Origin of the sequence: Sediminicola luteus, from assembly GCF_040566555.1 — a bacterium.
GTDB lineage: Bacteria > Bacteroidota > Bacteroidia > Flavobacteriales > Flavobacteriaceae > Sediminicola.
This window is the reverse complement of sequence record NZ_JBEWYP010000003.1, coordinates 456,819-478,096: the sequence shown is the minus strand read 5'-3', so window position 1 is coordinate 478,096 and position 21,278 is coordinate 456,819. Positions and strand designations below refer to the sequence as shown.

Annotated in this window: 22 protein-coding genes; 13 read left to right on the top strand and 9 right to left on the bottom strand. The window is 38.1% G+C overall.

What is annotated here, in order from left to right; genetic code table 11:
• Position 1 precedes the first annotated feature (1 nt).
• Positions 2 to 766: a 5'-nucleotidase gene (locus ABXZ32_RS08455; protein ID WP_354618235.1), complete on the bottom strand. Its 765-nt coding sequence runs from the start codon at positions 764 to 766 to the stop codon at positions 2 to 4.
• A gap of 66 nt (positions 767 to 832) precedes the next feature.
• Here ABXZ32_RS08455 and ABXZ32_RS08450 point away from each other — a divergent pair, with 66 nt between their 5' ends.
• The 13 genes from ABXZ32_RS08450 (at position 833) to ABXZ32_RS08390 (ending at position 13,242) form a co-directional block, all read left to right on the top strand.
• Entirely contained in the window at positions 833 to 1,369 is a 537-nt protein-coding gene (locus ABXZ32_RS08450; protein ID WP_354618234.1) for a DUF6913 domain-containing protein, read from the top strand.
• Positions 1,369 to 2,259, top strand: coding sequence for a 4-hydroxy-tetrahydrodipicolinate synthase (dapA, locus tag ABXZ32_RS08445; RefSeq protein WP_354618280.1), 891 nt, complete (start codon positions 1,369 to 1,371; stop codon positions 2,257 to 2,259). Before ABXZ32_RS08450 ends, dapA begins: the two co-directional genes overlap by 1 nt.
• A gap of 158 nt (positions 2,260 to 2,417) precedes the next feature.
• On the top strand, positions 2,418 to 3,227 hold the full coding sequence (locus ABXZ32_RS08440; protein ID WP_354618233.1) for an outer membrane protein assembly factor BamD: 810 nt from the start codon (positions 2,418 to 2,420) through the stop codon (positions 3,225 to 3,227).
• Between the two features lie 13 nt (positions 3,228 to 3,240).
• Positions 3,241 to 3,573, top strand: coding sequence for a DNA-directed RNA polymerase subunit omega (locus ABXZ32_RS08435; RefSeq protein ID WP_200960645.1), 333 nt, complete (start codon positions 3,241 to 3,243; stop codon positions 3,571 to 3,573).
• Between the two features lie 3 nt (positions 3,574 to 3,576).
• Positions 3,577 to 4,782: a bifunctional phosphopantothenoylcysteine decarboxylase/phosphopantothenate--cysteine ligase CoaBC gene (gene coaBC / locus ABXZ32_RS08430; protein WP_354618232.1), complete on the top strand. Its 1,206-nt coding sequence runs from the start codon at positions 3,577 to 3,579 to the stop codon at positions 4,780 to 4,782.
• A complete protein-coding gene (gene porD / locus ABXZ32_RS08425; protein WP_354618231.1) occupies positions 4,775 to 5,665 on the top strand; it encodes a type IX secretion system protein PorD in 891 nt (296 codons plus the stop codon). Before coaBC ends, porD begins: the two co-directional genes overlap by 8 nt.
• A 57-nt stretch (positions 5,666 to 5,722) precedes the next feature.
• Positions 5,723 to 7,375 (top strand): DNA repair protein RecN, encoded by a 1,653-nt coding sequence (recN, locus tag ABXZ32_RS08420; protein ID WP_354618230.1) that lies wholly within the window; start codon positions 5,723 to 5,725, stop codon positions 7,373 to 7,375.
• Between the two features lie 52 nt (positions 7,376 to 7,427).
• On the top strand, positions 7,428 to 8,240 hold the full coding sequence (locus tag ABXZ32_RS08415; RefSeq protein ID WP_354618229.1) for an enoyl-ACP reductase FabI: 813 nt from the start codon (positions 7,428 to 7,430) through the stop codon (positions 8,238 to 8,240).
• Positions 8,241 to 8,307: 67 nt separating this feature from the next.
• The gene (locus tag ABXZ32_RS08410; protein ID WP_354618228.1) at positions 8,308 to 9,315 is read left to right on the top strand and encodes a glycosyltransferase; all 1,008 of its coding nucleotides are present in this window, start codon (positions 8,308 to 8,310) and stop codon (positions 9,313 to 9,315) included.
• Between the two features lie 42 nt (positions 9,316 to 9,357).
• Positions 9,358 to 10,278, top strand: coding sequence for a YbbR-like domain-containing protein (locus ABXZ32_RS08405; protein WP_354618227.1), 921 nt, complete (start codon positions 9,358 to 9,360; stop codon positions 10,276 to 10,278).
• Positions 10,275 to 10,856, top strand: coding sequence for a dephospho-CoA kinase (gene coaE, locus ABXZ32_RS08400; protein ID WP_354618226.1), 582 nt, complete (start codon positions 10,275 to 10,277; stop codon positions 10,854 to 10,856). The genes ABXZ32_RS08405 and coaE overlap by 4 nt, the downstream gene beginning before the upstream one ends.
• Before the next feature lie 85 nt (positions 10,857 to 10,941).
• The gene (locus ABXZ32_RS08395) at positions 10,942 to 12,522 is read left to right on the top strand and encodes a sensor histidine kinase (protein ID WP_354618225.1); all 1,581 of its coding nucleotides are present in this window, start codon (positions 10,942 to 10,944) and stop codon (positions 12,520 to 12,522) included.
• A gap of 9 nt (positions 12,523 to 12,531) precedes the next feature.
• Positions 12,532 to 13,242, top strand: a complete 711-nt coding sequence (locus tag ABXZ32_RS08390) for a response regulator transcription factor (protein ID WP_354618224.1) — start codon at positions 12,532 to 12,534, stop codon at positions 13,240 to 13,242.
• A gap of 55 nt (positions 13,243 to 13,297) precedes the next feature.
• Here ABXZ32_RS08390 and ABXZ32_RS08385 read toward each other — a convergent pair whose 3' ends face one another.
• Genes ABXZ32_RS08385 through ABXZ32_RS08350 form a run of 8 tightly spaced genes read right to left on the bottom strand, consistent with a single transcriptional unit; the run spans position 13,298 to position 21,223 of the window.
• Entirely contained in the window at positions 13,298 to 14,632 is a 1,335-nt protein-coding gene (locus tag ABXZ32_RS08385; RefSeq protein ID WP_354618279.1) for a GntP family permease, read from the bottom strand.
• Positions 14,633 to 14,674: 42 nt separating this feature from the next.
• On the bottom strand, positions 14,675 to 15,175 hold the full coding sequence (locus ABXZ32_RS08380; protein ID WP_354618223.1) for a gluconokinase: 501 nt from the start codon (positions 15,173 to 15,175) through the stop codon (positions 14,675 to 14,677).
• A 3-nt stretch (positions 15,176 to 15,178) separates the two neighbouring features.
• Positions 15,179 to 16,090: a tRNA (adenosine(37)-N6)-dimethylallyltransferase MiaA gene (gene miaA, locus ABXZ32_RS08375; protein ID WP_354618222.1), complete on the bottom strand. Its 912-nt coding sequence runs from the start codon at positions 16,088 to 16,090 to the stop codon at positions 15,179 to 15,181.
• Positions 16,090 to 16,932 (bottom strand): ion transporter, encoded by an 843-nt coding sequence (locus tag ABXZ32_RS08370; RefSeq protein ID WP_354618221.1) that lies wholly within the window; start codon positions 16,930 to 16,932, stop codon positions 16,090 to 16,092. Before ABXZ32_RS08370 ends, miaA begins: the two co-directional genes overlap by 1 nt.
• Before the next feature lie 52 nt (positions 16,933 to 16,984).
• The gene (locus tag ABXZ32_RS08365; RefSeq protein WP_354618220.1) at positions 16,985 to 18,346 is read right to left on the bottom strand and encodes an exonuclease domain-containing protein; all 1,362 of its coding nucleotides are present in this window, start codon (positions 18,344 to 18,346) and stop codon (positions 16,985 to 16,987) included.
• A 38-nt stretch (positions 18,347 to 18,384) separates the two neighbouring features.
• Entirely contained in the window at positions 18,385 to 19,044 is a 660-nt protein-coding gene (locus tag ABXZ32_RS08360) for a YggS family pyridoxal phosphate-dependent enzyme (RefSeq protein WP_354618219.1), read from the bottom strand.
• Between the two features lie 47 nt (positions 19,045 to 19,091).
• Positions 19,092 to 20,327, bottom strand: coding sequence for a DUF1015 domain-containing protein (locus tag ABXZ32_RS08355; protein ID WP_354618218.1), 1,236 nt, complete (start codon positions 20,325 to 20,327; stop codon positions 19,092 to 19,094).
• An 8-nt stretch (positions 20,328 to 20,335) separates the two neighbouring features.
• Positions 20,336 to 21,223, bottom strand: coding sequence for a 3-hydroxyacyl-CoA dehydrogenase family protein (locus ABXZ32_RS08350; RefSeq protein WP_354618217.1), 888 nt, complete (start codon positions 21,221 to 21,223; stop codon positions 20,336 to 20,338).
• Positions 21,224 to 21,278: the final 55 nt, after the last annotated feature.

Genomic DNA, 21,278 nt, shown 5'->3' with positions numbered 1-21,278 from the left:
ATTACTTTGTTTGAATAAATCTGTCGTCTACCAAGGGCACTATGGTGTCCGTCTTCCTAATGTAATCGATCATGGCATTTCTCAACAGATAATCCGTTTCTGTTACTCCTGCATTATTTGTAAAAAAGTTCATATTATCACCCCCGTTGGCCAAGTAGTTGGAGGTGGCCACAAAGTAGGTGCGGTCCTCATCAAAGGGTTTGCCTTGGATATTAACAGAGGTTAAACTTCCATTTCTATCAATCTTAATCTGAATTCCAGAAATAGGATGGGGCTTCTTGGATTGTATTAAATAAGCAATAAGGTCCCTTACCGATTTTGACGTAAGTTCAACAACAACTATTGTATTTTCAAAGGGCATGACCTGATACATGTTCCGGGCAGTCACATCTCCTTTGGATATTACGGCACGTATACCTCCACTGTTCAAAATGGCAAAGTCTATTTCATTGTTGGTCCTACTTTTAAATATGGGCCCTGCTTCGGATAACACAATATCTGCCATAAAATTGCCGGCACTGGAATTTAGGGCACCATCTCTTGGACTAAAGGGAGCTGTGGCATAGGCTAGAGTGCTGTCCAATACTTCGTTGATGCGGTTCCTATATGGAGTTACAAACTGTTCTATGGAGTCTACTGGCGTAATACTGGAGGCAATGGGCAAATGTTTGCCCTCAATCTTAAATAGGGTCGGCGGATTTTGTTTACAGGAGACAAACACACCTATTGTTATAATTATAACAAAATGTTGTATTTTTAAATTCATTATACTGTGTATCTTCGTATTAGTTTTATTTGGATATTATTTACATTTGTACAAATGTAAAAATACATGTTTTTAAGGGCTATCACCGATAAATTTAAACATATGTCTGGGCAAAAATTTCTCAAAAGGGAATTGGGTAAGAAAACTCAGCATACAGGAAGTAAAAAGGGGGTTACCTCCATTGGTTGTATTGTAAATTTAGATCAGTTTGATAATGTCGATGTATTTTATGATTTAGTGAATGAATTTTCGTTACCACCCAATGCAGTTCAAGTGATAGGGTATAAGGAAGAATACAATAAAAACTCTCCATATGCCAAACCTATGTTTTCAGATAGGGATTTAGGTTGGCGGGGGGAAATCCAAAATGGATATGCCCAGGAGTTTTTGAATAAGGAATTTGATGTGTTGATCAATTATTATACAGAAGATAAATTATTGTTACAATTGATGACATTACATACCAAAGCAAGATTAAATGTTGGTTTTGGTGAAGTAGATAAAGATTTAAATGATTTAATATTGAATACTTCGATTAAGGACTTTACTATTTTTAAAAAAGAACTTAAGAAGTATTTGTTTATTCTTAACGAAATTAAATGATGGAACAGTTGCAAGGAACGGGAGTAGCATTGGTCACCCCGTTTAGGAAAGATTTTTCTGTGGATACGGAAGCTTTGGAAAGAATAGTAGGCTTTTGTATTGATGGTGGTATTGATTATTTAGTGGTATTGGGGACAACAGGGGAGTCAGTTACCTTGAATAAATCTGAAAAACAACTGGTGATCGATACAATTGTTTCTGCAAATGCAGGGAGGTTGCCGTTGGTTCTTGGTGTTGGCGGAAATAATACAGCTGCTTTGGTAGAGGAACTTCAACAAGCAGATTTAAGGGAATTTGAAGCTATTCTTTCTGTTTCACCATATTACAATAAACCGACACAAGAAGGAATATATCAACATTTTAAAGCATTGGCCCAAGCGTCACCAAAGCCAATTATATTGTACAATGTGCCTGGGAGAACCGGTAGTAATATGTTGCCGGCAACAACGTTGAGGTTGGCCCATGAATTTGAAAATATAGTGGGCATTAAGGAGGCCTGTGGTGATATTGCCCAGATCATGCAGATCATTAAAGAGAGTCCAAAAGACTTTATGGTCATTTCAGGAGATGATATTACGGCTTTACCGACAGTACTTGCTGGTGGTGCCGGGGTAATTTCTGTATTGGGGCAGGGTACCCCGACCGAGTTGTCCAAGATGATCAAGTTAGGAATGGCAGGTAAGGTTAAGGAAGCTTATGCGTTGCATTATGAATTGATGGATGCCATGTCCCTTATCTTTAATGAAGGAAATCCAGCAGGGATTAAGGCTATGTTTGAATCTCTGGAACTTTCTACTGCGGTTGTCCGGTTACCCTTAATGGAAGCGACCGCTGAACTCAAAGGGAGAATTGATAAATTTCTAAAATCCCTATCAAAAGTACCTGCGTAATTGACTTTGGCCATCTTGTAAATCAGACAGGTAATTTGCATAACGTTAAAACTTCGCTAAATAGACGGAAGAAAGCAGGTCATAGGACTATTTTAGCCTGTGAAAAAATGTTTTTTATATCCGTTAAGAATCGCTAATTTTGCAGAATGTTTTTAAAAATGAGGCAGCTTTTATCCCTTTTAGTATTTGTAGTTATATTTAGTTCTTGTAGTGAGTACCAGAAAGTGCTTAAGAATGAGGACAGTTCGGCTAAATATGAATTGGCCGAAAAATTATACAATGCAAAAGATTATAAGAAAGCAAACAGATTGTTGGAGCAGATTGCACCTAAATATGTAGGAAAGCCACAGGGAGAACGTGTGATGTTCTTTTTTGCAGATTCTTATTTTAAGATTGGCGATTATAATTTAGCAGGCTATCAGTTTGAAAGATTTATTAAATCTTATCCAAAAAGCGAGAAATTACAAGAGGCAGCCTTTCTTGGAGCTCAAAGTTACTATGAACTTTCTCCGAAATATTCATTGGACCAAACGGATACTGACAAGGCATTGGTGAAACTTCAAAATTTCATCAACACCTATCCAAACTCAGAATTTTTTGAGAGAGCCAATATCATGGCCAAGGAACTTACCACAAAAAAGGAAAAGAAGGCTATTGAAATTGTTGCACAATATAACAAGATCAGTGCTTTTGATTTTAGTTTTCTGACGCCCGCCATTAGTGGAGCGGAAAACTTCTTGTCGGATTTTCCTGGATCTATTTATAGGGAAGATGCTTTATTTTACAAATTCAACGCCTCTACCAATTTTGCAATCAACAGTTTTGATTCTAAAAAAGCAGAACGTTTACAGTCAGCTAAAGTGGCATATAACAATTTAAAAAAATATTATCCTGAATCGAAATATCTTAAGAAGGCGGATGATATGATGCAAACAATCAATAAAGAATTAGAAAATTTTTCCAAATAAAAATACTTTCACCATGAACATGAACGATTTGAAAAACTCTAAGGCTCCCGTTTCTACGGTTACCATTAACAAAAATGAGTTTGACGCTAATACCGGTAATATTTACGAAGCTATTTCCATCGTTTCTAAAAGAGCGATTCAGATCAACTCTGAAATAAAAAAGGAGTTGTTGGAAAAATTAGAAGAGTTTGCTACTTACAGCGATAGCTTGGATGAGGTTTTTGAAAACAAGGAGCAGATCGAAGTTTCTAAATTCTACGAAAAACTTCCAAAGCCACATGCTTTGGCCGTTGTAGAATGGTTGGAAGATAAAATTTACCACAGGAATACAGAAAAAGACGTTTAAGTCATGTTGGGCGGTAAAAATATCCTTCTAGGAATTACCGGAGGTATAGCCGCGTATAAAACAACATTTCTTGTTCGTTTACTGATAAAAGCTGGCGCTAATGTTAAAGTGATTTTAACAGATAGCGCCAGCTCTTTTGTTTCTCCATTAACCCTGGCCACCTTATCTAAGAATCCAGTACTTTCATCCTTTGTTAACGAAGAGGACGAGAGTGTTTCTTGGAACAATCATGTGGAATTGGGACTCTGGGCAGATCTTATGCTCATTGCCCCGGCAACAGCCAACACCTTGTCTAAAATGGCAAATGGGGCTTGTGACAATTTGCTTCTTGCTGCGTATTTATCGGCGAAATGTCCTGTTTTCTTTGCCCCTGCAATGGATTTGGACATGTATAAACACCCATCGTCCTTAGCTACCTTTGAGAAATTACAGTCTTATGGCAATATTATGATTCCCGCTACTTCTGGGGAATTGGCAAGTGGTCTGTATGGGGAAGGACGTATGGCAGAACCCGAAGATATTCTAATTTTTATAAAGGAATATTTATCCAGTGGTTTGCCATTGAAAGGCAAAAAAGTATTGATTACTGCCGGCCCCACTTACGAGGCAATAGATCCTGTAAGATTTATAGGCAACCATTCCTCTGGCCTGATGGGGTTTGAATTGGCAAAAGCAGCAGCTGCCAAAGGTGCTGAGGTGGTCCTAGTTACCGGACCTTCTGCTCTAAATGTTGATAACGACAATATTAGCCTTAAACGAGTGGTTTCTGCGGAGCAGATGTATGATGCGGTACATGAGCACTTCGGGAATATGGATATTGTTATCTGTGCTGCGGCCGTTTCGGATTATAGGCCCAAAGTAGTTGCAGATCAAAAGATCAAGAAAAAAGAAGATAGCCTCACCTTGGAGTTGGTCAAAAATAAGGACATCCTTCTATCCTTAGGGGAACATAAGAAAGAACAATATTTAGTTGGCTTTGCGCTGGAAACTGAAAATGAGCTCGAAAACGCAAAGGGTAAATTGGCCAAGAAAAATCTCGATGCCATTGTCCTGAATTCCTTAAATGATACTGGCGCCGGTTTTGGAAAAGCGACCAATAAAATTTCATTTATAGATAAGAATTTAACTATTAAAACGTTTGGATTAAAGACCAAGGCAGAGGTAGCGTTGGACATAATGAATGAAATAATCAATAGACTCCATGTATAGGCTCTTACTTGCTATTTGTTGTACACTACTATCCATTTCATTGTACGCCCAAGAATTAAACTGCACCATTACCATTAATTCAGACCAAGTAGGGCAAACCAATCAACAGATATTTAAAACCTTGGAGCGTTCTCTGAACGATTTTGTGAATAAAAGTAAATGGACCAATAAGGTTTATAAGGAGCGGGAGAGGGTTAACGCACGGATGTTCATTACCGTTTCAGAATATGAATCCAATAGGTTCAAAGCAAGTATTCAATTACAATCTTCAAGGCCCATTTATAATACTTCCTATGAAAGTCCAGTTTTCAATTACAAGGACAATCAATTTAATTTTGAATATATAGAGTTCCAGCCCTTGGTGTTCAATGAAAATGTATTTGATTCCAATTTAGTGGGCGTAGTGTCTTATTACGTTTATATAATGCTGGGATTGGATGCCGATACTTTTGCGTTGGAAGGTGGAAATGATTTTTTTAGAAAGGCCCAAAATATCGTTACCCAAGCTCAGGGTAGTAGTTTTACAGGATGGAGTCAATCTTCCAGTGAACGTACACGCTTTGAATTGGTAGATAATTTAATGTCCAACACCTTTAGGGAATACCGCATTGCCATGTACAATTACCACAGAAAGGGGCTTGACATCTTGGCAGATAACAACAGTACCGGGAAACAAGTGATTGCAGGAACCATGCGATTAATGGAGACCATGGTAAAGCGACGCCCAAATGCTTTTTTGATCCAAACTTTTTTTGACGCAAAATCTGAGGAGATCAAGGATATCTTTTCCGATGGCCCTAAAATGGACATTGTTCAGCTTAAGGAAACGCTAACAAGAATTGCTCCCTTTTATTCCAATACGTGGAATGAAATAAAATATTGACCTCCATTTTTTTCCAGTAGAATATCAATTATCTTTACGGCAATAATCTATTCAACTTTGCTGACTACAATCTCAATTAAAAATTACGCATTAATAGACCATTTAAACGTTTCGTTTACCAATGGCTTCACCATTATTACTGGAGAAACAGGAGCAGGTAAGTCGATCTTATTGGGTGGCCTGTCTTTGGTTTTGGGGAAAAGGGCAGATCTGTCCTCCCTCAAGAATAAGGAGGCCAAATGTATAGTAGAAGCGGAATTTGAAATTAGCAAATACAATCTGGCACCTTTTTTTAAGGAAAAAGAGTTGGATTACGAGCCCAAGACCATCTTAAGAAGGGAAATACTGCCCAGTGGCAAATCTAGGGCCTTTGTCAATGATACGCCGGTAACACTGGATATCTTGTCCTATTTGGGTGATTGTTTGATAGATGTGCATTCCCAGCATCAAACAATGCAGATGACCGAGGACGATTTTCAATTGAAAGTGATCGATGCCCTTGCGGATAACGGTAAAATTTTGGACGATTTTGGAATGAAGCGTTCCAAGTATCTGGAAACAGGAAAGGAGCTTAAAAAGTTACTGGAATTTCAGGAAAACAGTACCAAGGAGCACGAATACAATAGCTTTCTGCTAAAGGAATTGGAATCGGCACCGCTGAAGATCGGTGTTCAAGAAGAATTGGAAGAACAGTATGAGCAACTGAGCAATGTGGAGACCATCACAGAATATCTGTCCAAAGGGAACCAATTGCTGACTGACGAACAAATAGGAATAGTTACAATACTTACAGAATTAAAACAGATATCCAATAAATTAGCTGGGTTTGGAACACAGTTTACATCCATTAATGAACGTATTCAGTCGGTTTTCATAGAAATGGACGATATCTCTACCGAGCTACAGGACTTTTTTGATAAGGTAGAGGCAAATCCCCAATTATTGGAACAGATCAATGGAAAGCTTCAGTTGTTGTACGATCTGTTGAAAAAACATAACGCCCAGGATATTACCGAACTGATAGCGATAAAAGAGGAGTTGGCCCAAAAGGTGGACGCTACCGAAAATGTAGGAGCCGCCATCAAAGCCAAACAGGCCCAATTATCAGATCAGGATAAAGAGTTGGAAGCGATAGCTGTAACCCTTAGAAAACGGAGGGAAAAGGTTGTACCTTTACTTAAGAAGCAGTTGGAGGAAATGTTGGCGTCCTTGGGAATGCCAAGCGCAACCTTTAAAATAGAGATACATCCCGCCACAACTTTTGGTAAAAAAGGAAAGGATACTTTAGTGTTTCTCTTTTCAGCCAATAAAGGGACAGATTTTGGTCCTTTGAAAAAAGTGGCATCAGGAGGGGAGTTGTCCCGGATCATGTTGACGATAAAATCTATATTGGCCAAATACGAACAATTGCCTACCATGATGTTTGATGAAATTGATACAGGAGTTTCCGGTGAGATTTCCTCCAAGATGGGCGACATAATGAAAGAAATGAGCCAAGGGATGCAAATTTTTTCTATTACGCACTTACCACAAGTGGCCTCTAAAGGGGATCAGCACTTTAAGGTATACAAAGAAGAGGATAATTTGGAGACCCATACCAATATGAAAAAATTAACCCAAGAGGAGCGCGTGACGGAACTTGCGGAGATGCTAGGAGGAAAGGCCATGTCCGATTCTGCGATTGCACACGCAAGAGAGCTCTTGAATTAACTTATTTTAAATATCTTTGAAACAAATAACAACCTAAGAAAACTGTTTACACATGTCATACAACTTATTAAAAGGTAAAAGAGGAATTATTTTTGGGGCTTTGGATGAAAATTCAATAGCTTGGAAAACAGCGGAGAGAGTTCATGCTGAGGGAGGTACGTTCGTTTTGACCAACGCACCAATAGCAATGAGAATGGGGCAAATCAATGAACTTGCCAAAAAGACCGGTTCTGAGATCGTTCCTGCAGATGCAACCAGTGAAGAGGATTTGGAAAACCTAGTTGCCAAAGCTGTTGAAATTCTTGGGGGAAAACTCGATTTTGTTTTGCATTCCATTGGGATGTCCGTAAACGTTCGTAAAGGAAGGGCGTATACCGATGAGAAATATGATTTTACCACAAAAGGTTGGGATGTTTCGGCACTTTCTTTTCATAAAGTGATGCAGACGCTATATAAAGCAGATGCTATGAACGAATGGGGAAGCATTGTGGCCTTGACATATATGGCAGCCCAAAGAACGTTCCCAGATTATAATGATATGGCGGACAATAAAGCGTATTTAGAGTCTGTGGCTCGTAGCTTTGGCTATTTCTTTGGAAAGGATAAGAAAGTAAGGGTAAATACCATATCACAGTCTCCCACGCCTACAACTGCCGGACAAGGAGTTAAAGGGTTTGATGGATTTATAAGTTATGCCGAAAAAATGTCACCTTTGGGGAATGCATCAGCTCAGGACTGTGCAGATTACACGGTCTCTTTGTTTTCAGATTTGACAAAAAAAGTAACCATGCAGAATCTATTTCATGACGGTGGCTTTTCAAGTACAGGCGTAAGTCAAGAAGTTATCGAGGAATTTACAAAGTAGTATTACAAACATAGATATAAGGCCATCCCGTTTAAAAGGATGGCTTTTATGTTTATAAAATAGAGATATGGAGTTGTTTTTTTCCTTTATCGTTCCCGTTTATAACAGACCAAATGAAATTAGGGAGCTGTTGGATAGTCTATTGTTCCAGACTTATAAGGGAGATTTTGAGATTGTAATTGTAGAAGATGGTTCTACAATTAGTTCAGTGGAGGTAGTAAGCTCCTACGAATCGCAACTTCCCATTACGTATCTAGAGAAAGCCAATTCTGGCCCAGGGGATTCTAGAAATTTCGGAATGCGCCATGCGAAAGGAAATTATTTCATAGTGTTGGATTCTGACTGTCTTCTGCCACCAGAGTATTTAGATGTTGTCCATACCTCTTTAAAAGCTGAATTTGTTGATTGTTATGGAGGTCCAGATGCGGCCCATCAATCTTTTTCAAAAGTACAAAAGGCCATCAACTATGCCATGACCTCTGTTTTGACAACAGGAGGGATCAGGGGCGCTAAAAAAGCCGTTGATAAATTTCAGCCGAGAAGTTTTAACATGGGGATTTCCAAAAAGGCTTTTATGGCTACCGGGGGATACGGGAACATACACCCTGGAGAAGATCCAGACCTCACCATTCGCATTTGGGAGCAAGGTTTTAAGACGAAGCTTATTTCTGAAGCCTATGTATATCATAAGAGAAGAATAGATTGGAAGAAGTTTTATGTGCAAGTGAATAAATTTGGGATGGTAAGGCCAATATTAAATAAATGGCATCCTGGAACAGCAAAAATAACATATTGGTTTCCATCATTGTTTTGCTTGGGACTTTTGGTGTCTATTGTATTTGCAATAATGGGAAGTACTTTATTACTTTTGGTCTATAGCTTTTATTTTGGCATAGTTTTTATAGATTCCTTAATAAAAAATAGGGATCTGGAAATAGCAATCCTGACTTTGGTAGCGGTTGCAATACAATTTTATGGATATGGAAAGGGATTTGTGGAAGCCACATTAAAAATTAATGCGACCCAAAAAGAACCTGAAGAAATTTTTCCAAATCTATTTTTTAAAACAAACTAAAGGGTGATAAAAAAAACTAATAACGGACTACAAAAACGAAAAGTGAAAATTTTTTCGCTCTTGTTATTGTGCTCTGCATTGGCTTGGTTTGTTAGTAACTTAACAGAACGATATACCAGTACAACATCCTTTGATTTGGAATACATAAATGTTCCCGATAGTTTACTCTTTAAAGGATCTTCCAAAGATCAGCTGGAAGTAAAACTGAATTGCAGTGGATTTCAATTTTTGCGATACAACTTCAGCCCTAGGGTAGTGCAATTGGATTTGTCCTACATCAAGAAAAAAGGAACTAAATATTATTTGCCACAAGAAACATGTGTTAAACAAATAGAGGCCCAATTGCCATCATCTATTTCCTTGGTCAGTGTTGACAATAGGGATACCTTGTATTTTGCCCTTTATCATCTGTATTCAAAGTCGGTGCCTGTAGTCTCCAGATTGCAAATAGACTACGCACAGAATTATATGTTGGATGGAACTTTAAAAATGGAACCTACCGAAGTGACACTTTCAGGACCTAAAAATGAAATTGATACCATTAGGAGCGTACATACAAGAACTGTAGTTTTAAAGGATGTCAGCAATGATTTTTCTAAAAAATTATCGCTTGTAAAATCAGATAAATTGTTGAATACCAGGTATTCTGCCAATGAAGTTAGGATAACAGGGAAAGTAGCCAGATTTTCAGAAAAAATTGTAGAGGTGCCGGTAGAAGTGACAAATCTTGACAAGGACATGCAGATTAAAACATTTCCCAATAAAGTTTCTGTCTTGTGTAAGGGAAAAATAGAAAGGCTTAAAAAGGTAAAAGCTACTGATTTTAGGGTGGTGGCCGACTTTAATACCGTAAAGGATACAAAATCATCTATGATTACCCTGAAATTGGCCAATAAGCCAGAAGGGCTTTTTGACATTAAGCTTTTGGAGAAGGAAGTGGAATATATCTTAAAAATGGAATGAAATTAATTGGATTGACAGGAGGGATTGGTAGTGGAAAATCTACTGTAGCAAAGATGTTTGTCGCCTTGGGCGTCCCTGTGTATAATTCAGATGCCGAGGCCAAACTGCTCATGGGCAATTCCAAAATAATCAAGAAAGCCATTGTTGAACTTTTTGGTAATGAAGCTTACCTTGAAGGGGATTTGAACAGGGAATTTATTGCTAAAAAGGTATTCTCCGATAAAGAAGCCCTGAGCCAATTAAATGCCATAGTACATCCCGCTGTTAGAGAACATTTCGAAGCCTGGGTCAGGAAACAGGATTACTCTTACGTCATACAGGAGGCTGCCATTATATTTGAAAATAATATCCAAGATAAGTATGATGCTGTTGTTTTGGTGGCCGCCCCTAAAGAAACCAGACTGGCACGGGTCATGGCAAGGGATAAGGTAGATGAACATCACGTCTTGTCCAGGATGGATAACCAATGGGATGAAGCAGATAAGAAGGCGCTTGCCACTTATGTTATTGAAAATATCAACTTGGAGGAAACCAAGAGAAAGGTACAGGAACTTCACCAAATTTTTCTTAAGAAATAGGACCTACATAATAAATTTTAACATTTTTGTTAAGGTTAGGTTAAACGTACAATCCACTAAATGTTAAATTTCTAATTTTACGCTAATGAACAAGAAGTTATTCGTACTCCTTGTTATCCTGATGAGTCTGTCCCTTGTGGGCATTATTTTTGTCCAAGGATATTGGATAAAAAAGTCAGTAGATGATAAAGAGGAGCAGTTTTCAAATGCGGTTTCTGAGGTTTTAACCAAGGCCACGGAGAAGATAGAGGACAGGGAGATAAAGGACTACTCGGATAGGTACGTGAACCTTAAGGACAGTCTTGGTAAACCCAAGGATTCACATTTTAGGAATTTCTTTTTTGTAGATAGAGATGTCAATTCCAATGAAGTACTCTTTTATTCCCATGGAATTTTAGAAGAGGATTATAACGTTGCATCCACGTTCTTTGACAATGACATAGGTTCAGATAGTACAACCCTGAAAAATTTTACGAGCAAACGTACAAAAACAATTTTTAGGGAAGACTATGGTTTGGACGGCAAGGGATTTAAATTAAGCCCTGTTCAAACCTTGGAAAAGATTGGTGGCCTTTCCTCAATTGAAAAGGCTCAATTTGATGATGTTTTTAGGGAATATGCCAAAACAGTCCCCATACACAAGCGCGTTTCCAAACAGGAAATAGAATTGATTTTGGATAGGGAGTTTAATAACCGGGGAATAGACATAGACTATGAATACGGGGTATATAGTAAAGGATTGCCTACCAAAATAAGGTCTAGGAAATTTAAATTTGTAGGAAGTACATTGTACGAAGCACCCATATTTGGAGATAGTGAAGGGGCAACAGATTTTTCCCTTTTGATATCTTTTCCTAAAAAGAAAAAGTTCTTGATCAGTTCAATTCTTGGAATGGCAATATTATCCTTGGTGTTTACCTTGGTAATAGTAGTAGCCTATTCAAGTGCCATATATCAATTGATTAAACAAAAACAGATCTCTGAGATCAAGTCTGATTTTATCAATAATATGACGCATGAATTTAAGACGCCCATCGCCACTATCAATTTAGCGGTTGAAGCTATTAAAAATCCAAAGATCATAGACGATAAGGAGAAAGTATTGCGCTACCTACAGATGATAAGGGACGAGAACAAAAGGATGCATGCACAGGTAGAGAACGTGTTGAGAATTTCAAAACTCGAAAAAAATCAACTGGATATCAGTAAGGACAGAATAGATGCCCATGAGATCATTGATGATGCCATAGCCCATGTGGAACTAATTGTTGGTGATAGAGGTGGTTATATAAAAACACATCTGGACGCAGAAAGATCCGATGTCTTGGCTAATGACATGCACTTTACCAATGTTATTGTTAATATTTTGGACAATGCCATTAAATATTCGCCAGATGCACCAAAAATTGATGTGTTTACGGAATTGGCAAAAAATTATATAGTTATAAAAATACAGGACCAGGGATCAGGAATGAGCAAAGCGGTTCTTAATAAGGTATTTGAAAAATTTTATAGGGAACACACGGGTGATATACACAACGTAAAAGGTCACGGCCTTGGGTTAGCCTATGTAAAAAGAATAATTGAAGATCACCAGGGTGAGGTCTATGCAGAAAGTGAAAGAGGTAAAGGAAGTACTTTCTATATAAAACTACCTTTAATTTAAAATATGGATATGGAAACAGCGAATAAGAAAATACTTTTGGTTGAAGATGATCCCAATTTTGGGATTGTCCTTAAAGATTATTTGACCATGAACGACTTTGATGTTGTCTTGGCAAAAAATGGGATGGAAGGTTTTGAAAAATTTAAAAAAGATAATTTTGACGTTTGTATTTTGGATGTCATGATGCCTTACAAGGATGGTTTTACCTTGGCCAAGGAGATTAGGGAAAAGAACGAGCATGTGCCCATTGTTTTTCTTACCGCAAAAACCATGAAAGAGGATGTTCTTAAAGGGTATAAGGCAGGTGCCGATGATTATCTTAACAAACCATTCGATTCGGAAGTATTGCTGATGAAACTTAAGGCTATTTTGCAAAGAAAAGCTTCAAATGGACTTGCAGATAGTAAAAAATTCGAATTCACCATTGGAGGGTTCCAATTGAATTCTAAACTTAGGTTTTTAAAATATAAGGACGAAGAGGCTATAAAACTCTCTCCAAAGGAAAATGAATTATTGCGCTTGTTAGCCTTACATGAAAACGATCTAATGCCAAGGGAATTGGCTCTGACTAAAATATGGAGGGATGACAACTATTTCACATCCAGAAGTATGGATGTGTATATTGCAAAACTGAGAAAATACCTTAAAAAGGATGATAATGTTGAAATTTTGAACATTCACGGTGAAGGTTTCAGATTGGTTGTAAAGACAGAAGAATAACTATTCATATCATATTAATTAAAAAACCGTTCAGAACCCTGAACGGTTTTTTCTTTTATAGAAAAAGGCTGATTAGGGTTACACTTATAAATCCGGTAAAAGCGAGAATAGTAGTCATAACGGTCCAGGATCTAAATGTTTCTTTTTCAGTAATTCCCAAATATTGACCCACCAACCAAAATCCACTATCATTAACGTGGGAGAAGATACTTGCGCCAGAAGCTATAGCGATGACCATACAGCCCAATTGGGGACCACTTAAGGTGGTATTGGCCATTAAAGGGGCTACCAAGCCAGCTGCGGTGATCATTGCCACGGTAGATGATCCTTGTATGATTCTTACTATGGCAGCACTTATGAAAGCAAAAGCCAGTAATGGGATACCTGCATCACTTAAAGAGGTAGCCAGTAATTCTCCGGCCCCTGTATTGGTGAGCACTTGTTTGAAGACACCTCCGGCACCTGTCAAAAGGATTATAGTGCCCGCAGGTTCCAGAGACTTGGAGGTGATCTTGAATAATTTTTCCTTGCTAAATCCTCTTTTAATTCCGAAAAAGTACCACGCAAGTATATTGGCAATTATTAGGGCAGTAAATGGATGGCCCACTAAGGAGATGCCATTTAGCAACGTTTTGTTCTCAAGCGGTACCAAGTCACTGTTCAAAACAGTATTTAACAAGATCAAAAATATGGGGACACTTATGATCCATAAGGTTATACCTATGTTTGGAAGATCTGTTTCTTCCCCCTTTTCAATTTCCTTTGGTGCCTCAACATGTATTCTTTTAGAAATATACTTTCCAAAGAGAAGTCCGCTTGCAAGCGCCGTTGGGATACCAACAATAAATCCGATTAGAATCACCCAACCCAATTCAGCGCCAATAATATTAGCTACGGCAATTGGTCCCGGTGTGGGAGGTATAAAGGCATGGGTAATTGCCAAACCTGCTAGTAGGGGAATGGCATATAATAACAATGACTTCCCTGTCTTTCTCTGCAATGCGTAAATCATGGGCACCAATATGATAAAGGCCACATCAAAGAATACTGGGATAGCTATTAGAAACCCAGAGACCACCATGGCCATTGGAGCTCTTTGCACACCAAATTTGGAAATCATAAAGTTGGCAATGGTCTTTGCGCCACCCGAATATTCCAATATAGCACCAAACATGGCCCCAAGGCCCACCACAGTGGCGACAAACCCTAAAGTGTTTCCCATTCCCTCCTGAACAGTTTTTATGATCTGTTCAGCATCGAGACCAGCGGAAATACCTACGATAATACTACCGATCAACAGGGCGATAAAGGCATTGATCTTTAATTTTAAAATTAAAAATAAGAGCATGGCAATACCGAGGATGACTGCTAATATCAATTGGGTTTCCATCATTTTTTAGTGGATTGAGCTATTTGTAAACTGGTATTGTTTCTATTTGTCTAGGGCGATTAAAATTGTATCTACTATTTTTTCAGGTTGCTCCTTAATTTCAACTACAATGGCATTTTTTGGTGGTGAGAGAGCTTCAAATTGTGATTGTAACAATTCCAGTGGCATAAAATGGTCCTTTCTTTGTTGTAATCTTTCAAGTATTTCTTCAAATGACCCCTTTAAATAGATGTAATGAACCTTGGTATCAATACCTTTTTGTAATAGGTCTCTATAGCTTTCCTTTAAGGCCGAACACGCAATAACAGCCCCTTTTGACGTATGATTCTTGGCCAATTCATTTAAGGCCAGTAACCAATCATAACGATCTTCGTCATTTAAAGGTTCGCCCGCAGCCATTTTTTTAATATTGTGATCAGGATGATAATCGTCTCCATCATAAAAAGGGTAACCCAATGCTGTTGCCAATAGTTTTCCAATAGTGGATTTTCCTGATCCGGAAACGCCCATTACAAAAAGAATATGTTTAAAAGTTTGGTTCAAAATTTATATTTTAAATTTTTGTTTAATCTTATCTACTATTGAGTCGATATCCTCTAGGTAATCTACCCAAATGGTTTGTTCATTTTTCTTAAACCATGTCAATTGTCTTTTCGCAAATCTTCTGGTATTCTTTTTTATTTCCGAAATGGCGAAATCCAACGTCCAATCTCCTTCAAAATATTTGAAAAGTTCCCTGTAGCCAACAGTTTGAAGGGCATTTAATGCTTTTTGGGGTTCTAGGGATCTAACTTCATCTACCAAACCCGCTTCTACCATTAGATCTACACGTTGATTGATGCGATCGTAAATAATATGGCGTTCTGCATCTATCCCAATACTGATGGTCTTAAAATCCCTTACTACCTTATTTTGGTGTAAAAAAGAAGAAAAAGGTTTTCCGGTACCCATGCAAATTTCAAGGGCCCTTATTAATCGATGGGGATTTTCAGTATCCACTTTATTGAAGTAGGTAGGATCCAAGACGGACAGTTTTTCTTGTAATACAGAAATACCTTGATCTTTCAGGAGCTTATTTAATTGCACCCTGATATTGGGGTCAACTTCTGGAAACTTGTCCAGTCCTTTTGTAATGGCATCAATATAGAGTCCACTACCACCAACCATTATAACAATGTTACTTTTTTTGAATAATTCATGGAGCAACGCAATGGCATCCCTTTCAAAATCCCCCACGGAATATTCATCAAAAATGCTAATGTTTTGGATGAAATGGTGTTTTATGGTCTCTAATTCTTCCCTAGATGGAACTGCTGTGCCTATGGCCATTTCCTTAAAAAACTGTCTAGAATCTGCGGATATTATTTCCGTTTCAAAGTGTTGGGCCAGTTTAATGGCCAAAGAAGTTTTACCTATGCCAGTTGGGCCAACAATTGATATAAGCCATTTGTCAGCCATTAATCATCTTTTAATTCCGTACTGCAGATTCTGCAGAATTTAGCATCTTTTCTTAGTACTTCGGTGCCACATGTCTGGCAGGCTCTGCCTTTGTCTTGTATTGTATTTCTCTTGTTCATTGCACTTGTGTATTCTGATGATACTATGCCTGTAGGAACGGCTATGATACCGTATCCAATGATCATGATTAAACTGGCAAGAAATTGTCCCAATGGGGTTTGGGGTGAAATATCTCCATAGCCCACCGTAGTTAGCGTCACTATGGTCCAATAAACACTATGCGGAATACTATTGAATCCATGTTCAGGGCCTTCTATGATGTACATGACCGTACCCAACAATACAGAAACGACAATGATGAAAAACACGAAGACCAATATTTTTGTCCGACTGGCACTTAATGCCCTAGCAAGATTATTAGATGCCCCAACAAAACGTGCGAGCTTAAGTATTCTAAAAATCCTTAAAAGGCGCAAGGCCCTAAATGCAGTCAAGTATTGTGAACCTACAAATATTAGGGAAAGGTATTTTGGAAGTGTGGATAAGAGGTCAACCATTCCAAAGAAACTGAAAATATATGTCTTAGGTTTTCGAATACAGATGATTCTTAGGATGTATTCTATTGTGAAAAGGATAGTGACGATCCATTCCGATACATTTAGAAAGGTATGGTATTCTTGGTCTATCCCTGGAACACTTTCCAACATGACAATGATAACACTGTAAACAATGACAATCAATAAGATGATATCAAAAAGCTTCCCTGCGGGGGTATGGGTCCCGTAAATTACTTCATGAATCTTTTTCTTCCAGTTTTTGGAAAGGTTGGGTTGGTGGCTCAATAGAATGCTTTTTTAGTAAAAATAATAAAAGTGCACTAATTAACTCTTCTGCTTACAAGGTAACAATTTTAGCAATCTTTCCTTTTCTAAGATGCGATTCAATTAGAAAGGTGGTATTGGCATTATCCTCCATAGGGGTAATGATGGTTTCCAAAATTTGAAGCTTATTGATCTGATAATTCAAATCAAAAAATCCCAAGCCCATAAAGACTCCATTTTTAATCAGAATTCCGCTTTTTTCTCCCAATTCCCGACCTTTATCAATCAGAATCATGTTCTTATTGGAGATGGAATAAGTGCCCAACGCCAAGTTGACCCTTTCATTGTATGGTGCGGTTTCCTCTTTTTGGATGCATGCCCCTAAGCATAATCCCGAGGTATGTTTGGAACAGTTTGTCTTTGCCTGGGAAATTCCATTTAGCTTATCACATAACTGAAATTCTTCGGTAATTTTGTAAAGGAAATTTTGGGCAGCATGTATACTGTTAAAGGTTGCCACTAGATCTGAACTTTCTTTGATCCTCTCAGTACTCAGGGAGAAATACCCATTGGGGTTTGTGCGTTTATAGATCCCGTAAGAAAAAAGCTTTCGCCTGGAATAGGTATTGTATTTCGGCTTGTTCCTTTGCAGTTCTTCATTTTCCTTTAAAAGGGCCACTAACTCACTACCCGTACGCTCAAAAGTTACTGTTTTTGTCTCTTTTTGTATTTTTCTTGCCTTGGAACCATCATTTGTAAAGTGCTGATTTACCCGCTTTTTTATATTTCCTGAATTACCCAAGAATATAATTTCCCCATCCTTGTTGTGCATATAATAAACCCCCCTGATAGAAGGGAGTTGTTCTACAATATCTAATTGGGTGGGGGAGAGCTCCCCCAAGGTAGCAGCTTTGGTAATTTCCTTTACGATGGACTTGTCATTGTCTTTTGACAACAGCAATTTAAATAGTTTTAAGGTAGCCAAGGCATCGCCATTGGCCCTGTGCCTATCACTGACAGGGATGCCCAAGGAACGAACCAATTTCCCCAAGCTGTACGAATCTTGATCTGGAATCAATTTTTTTGAAAGATCAACCGTACATAAGGTTTTACGTTCGAAATTAAAACCCAACCTACGGAATTCGGTCCGTAAGATTCGATAATCAAATTGGGCGTTGTGTGCTACAATTACAGCATCTGATGTAATTTCAACTATTCGTTTTGCAACCTCATAAAATTTGGGTGCCGTCCTTAACATCTTATTGTTAATGCCGGTTAGGTTTACTACGAACGGCTGTATTTCCTTCTCTGGATTGATAAGGCTGATAAACTGATCAACAACTTCATGTCCGTCGAACCTATGGATGGCAATCTCGGTGATGCCCTCCTCATTGTATTTGCCGCCAGTTGTTTCTATATCGAGTATTACGTACATTTTTCTCTGCCCTTGCGGGTCACTGTTTCTTTACAACATTAATTGTAGTTTCTTTCCCCAAAAATACTACTTCCTATTCGGATCATAGTACTCCCTTCTTCAATGGCTATTAGATAGTCACCACTCATCCCCATGGACAAGGTATCAATCTTAGGTAATGTTGCCTTTAATTTATCAAATTGTGTTTTAAGGTGTTTGAATTCTCTACGGATCTGATTTTTATCGTCTGTAAAGGTGGCCATGCCCATTAGTCCCACAACCTTTATGTTTTCTAATTTCCCAAAGGTTTCTGAACCCAACAAATCCTTTAGTTCTGATTCGTCCAGCCCAAATTTGGTGTCCTCTTCAGCTATATGTATTTGCAACAGACAATCTACAATACGATGGTGCTTTTTTGCCTGCTTGTTAATTTCTTTTAGAAGTTTTAGGCTATCCACCCCATGAACCAAGGAAACATATTCTGCCATGTACTTTACTTTGTTGGTCTGTACATGACCAATCATATGCCACTGTATATCCTTGGGTAGATTCTCCCATTTTTGGGTCATTTCCTGTATCTTGTTTTCGCCAAATACCCTTTGGCCTGCATCATACGCTTCTTGGATATCTTTTTCAGGCTTTGTTTTTGATACGGCAACTAAAGTTACAGATTTTGGGATGGAGGTAAGTATTTCTTGTAAATTATCTTTAATAGCCATTTTTGAAAATTCTTTAAACTTGTTTTAGAAGTTTTTGATACTAGCATCTATAGTTCATAGATGGTAAGTCCACTTCTTATTTTAGGTTCAATATAAGTGCTTTTTGGAGGCATTACCAATCCGGCATCGGCAATATCCTTGAGTTCCTTTATGGAGACGGGAACCATTCCAAAGCCAACCATAAAATTCCCCTTATCTATTTCATCTTTCATATTGAAGATGTTGTTCTTGCCAAAACCATATTTGATTCTTTTATCCTTTCTAAGATCGGATATGCCCAAAATTGGTTCCAAAATAGTTTTATAGAGTATTTGTGTGTCCAATCTGCTCAGGGCATCGGTGAACTTGAAAATTTGCTTTCTCAATTGCAACGCATAAAAATCACCATCCAAATACATACTGAACTGATGCTTTTCCAAGGGTTTGAATAGGGCATTACCTTTCTTTTCGATCTTAAAGTAAGTATCCAGTTCTATTAAAAATTCTTCCTTCGTCAAACCATTTAGGTCCTTTACCAATCTATTGAATTCAAATATCTTGATCTCTGACTCCGGGATCAGGTAACTCATAAAATAGTTATAGGGTTCCATTCCCGTGTGCCCCGGATTGCCTTTTTTGCTCTTATCGGCAAAAATCATTGAGGAAGCACTTCTATGGTGACCGTCAGCAATATAAAGTGAGTCAATCTTACTGAATTCATCCTGTAATTTTGAAATGTCCTCTTCCCTGGTGATGGTCCATAGTGTATGGGTAGCTTTATCGGTCGTTGAAAATCGATATTCAGGATCCCTGTTTTTTACCTCGCCAATAATTTCTCCAATGGTGGGATTATCAGGATAAGTCAATAATACCGGTTCCGCATTAAAGCTTACATTCTTCAAGTATACTGCAAAAAGGTTTTCTCTATGCTTAATAGTATCCTCGTGTTTTTTGATCACATTATTCTTATAGTCCTCAACACTGGTACCACAGAACAAACCGCAACAGCTAAAATCTTCCTTTTCTATTTTATAAAGATAAAAGGATGGTTGGGTATCACGTATAAGGATTTCATCCTCTAGAAACTCCAAGTACCTATTTCTGATAAGTTTTAAACGCTCTCCTCCTGATACCTTTTTATCAAATTTAAAACCCGGGTTAATAATATGTAAAAACGAAAATGGATTATAGGTCAGGATGGCATTTAGCTCTTTAACGGTATAGTCTTCATAGGAACGGGACGCTAAAAAGGGAGCTTTATCCTTCGCTGGTCTAATAGCCTTAAAAGCCTTGATGATGGCCATCTGTTAATCTAAATGAATTGAGCGGAAACTTTTTCCGCTTTTTTGGATTCCGAGTAATCATAAAAGCCTTCTCCGGATTTTATTCCTAATTTTTGAGCCATTACCATGTTCACCAAAAGAGGACATGGTGCATATTTAGGATTTTTAAAGCCATCATACATTACGTTAAGAATAGAAAGACATACATCCAGACCTATAAAATCTGCCAATTGCAATGGTCCCATTGGATGCGCCATTCCCAATTTCATCACGGTGTCTATTTCAGAAACTCCTGCAACCCCGTTGTAAAGGGTTTCAATAGCCTCGTTGATCATTGGCATTAAGATCCTATTTGCCACAAACCCTGGATAATCGTTGACCTCAGTTGGTGTTTTACCCAATTTTTTGGATAATTCCATGATGTTCTTGGTCACTTCGTCAGAAGTATTGTAGCCTCGGATGATTTCAACCAATTTCATGATAGGTACAGGGTTCATAAAATGCATTCCAATAACCTTATCGGCCCTTTTGGTAACAGCTCCTATCTGGGTTATGGAAATGGAGGAGGTGTTGGTGGCCAAAATAGTTTCGGGGTTACAGATCCCGTCCAACTCCCTGAATATATTTAATTTGATCTCCACATTCTCGGTAGCGGCTTCCACTACCAAATCCATATTTTTCACTCCTTCCTTAAGAACAGTATGGGTAGTAATGTTTTTAAGGGTATTTAATTTTTCTTCATCCGAAATGGTCTCTTTTGAAACCATTCTGTCCAGGTTTTTTTCAATAACCGCCATTCCCTTGTCTAACGAGGCTTGTGAAATATCTATTAGGTTTACCTTATAACCATTTTGGGCAAAAACGTGCGCTATACCATTACCCATGGTGCCGGCACCTATAACTGCAATATTTTTCATGCTTTGATTTTACTGTTTTTCAATCATTATTTGATGTGTTGTTAGATTTTTAGAA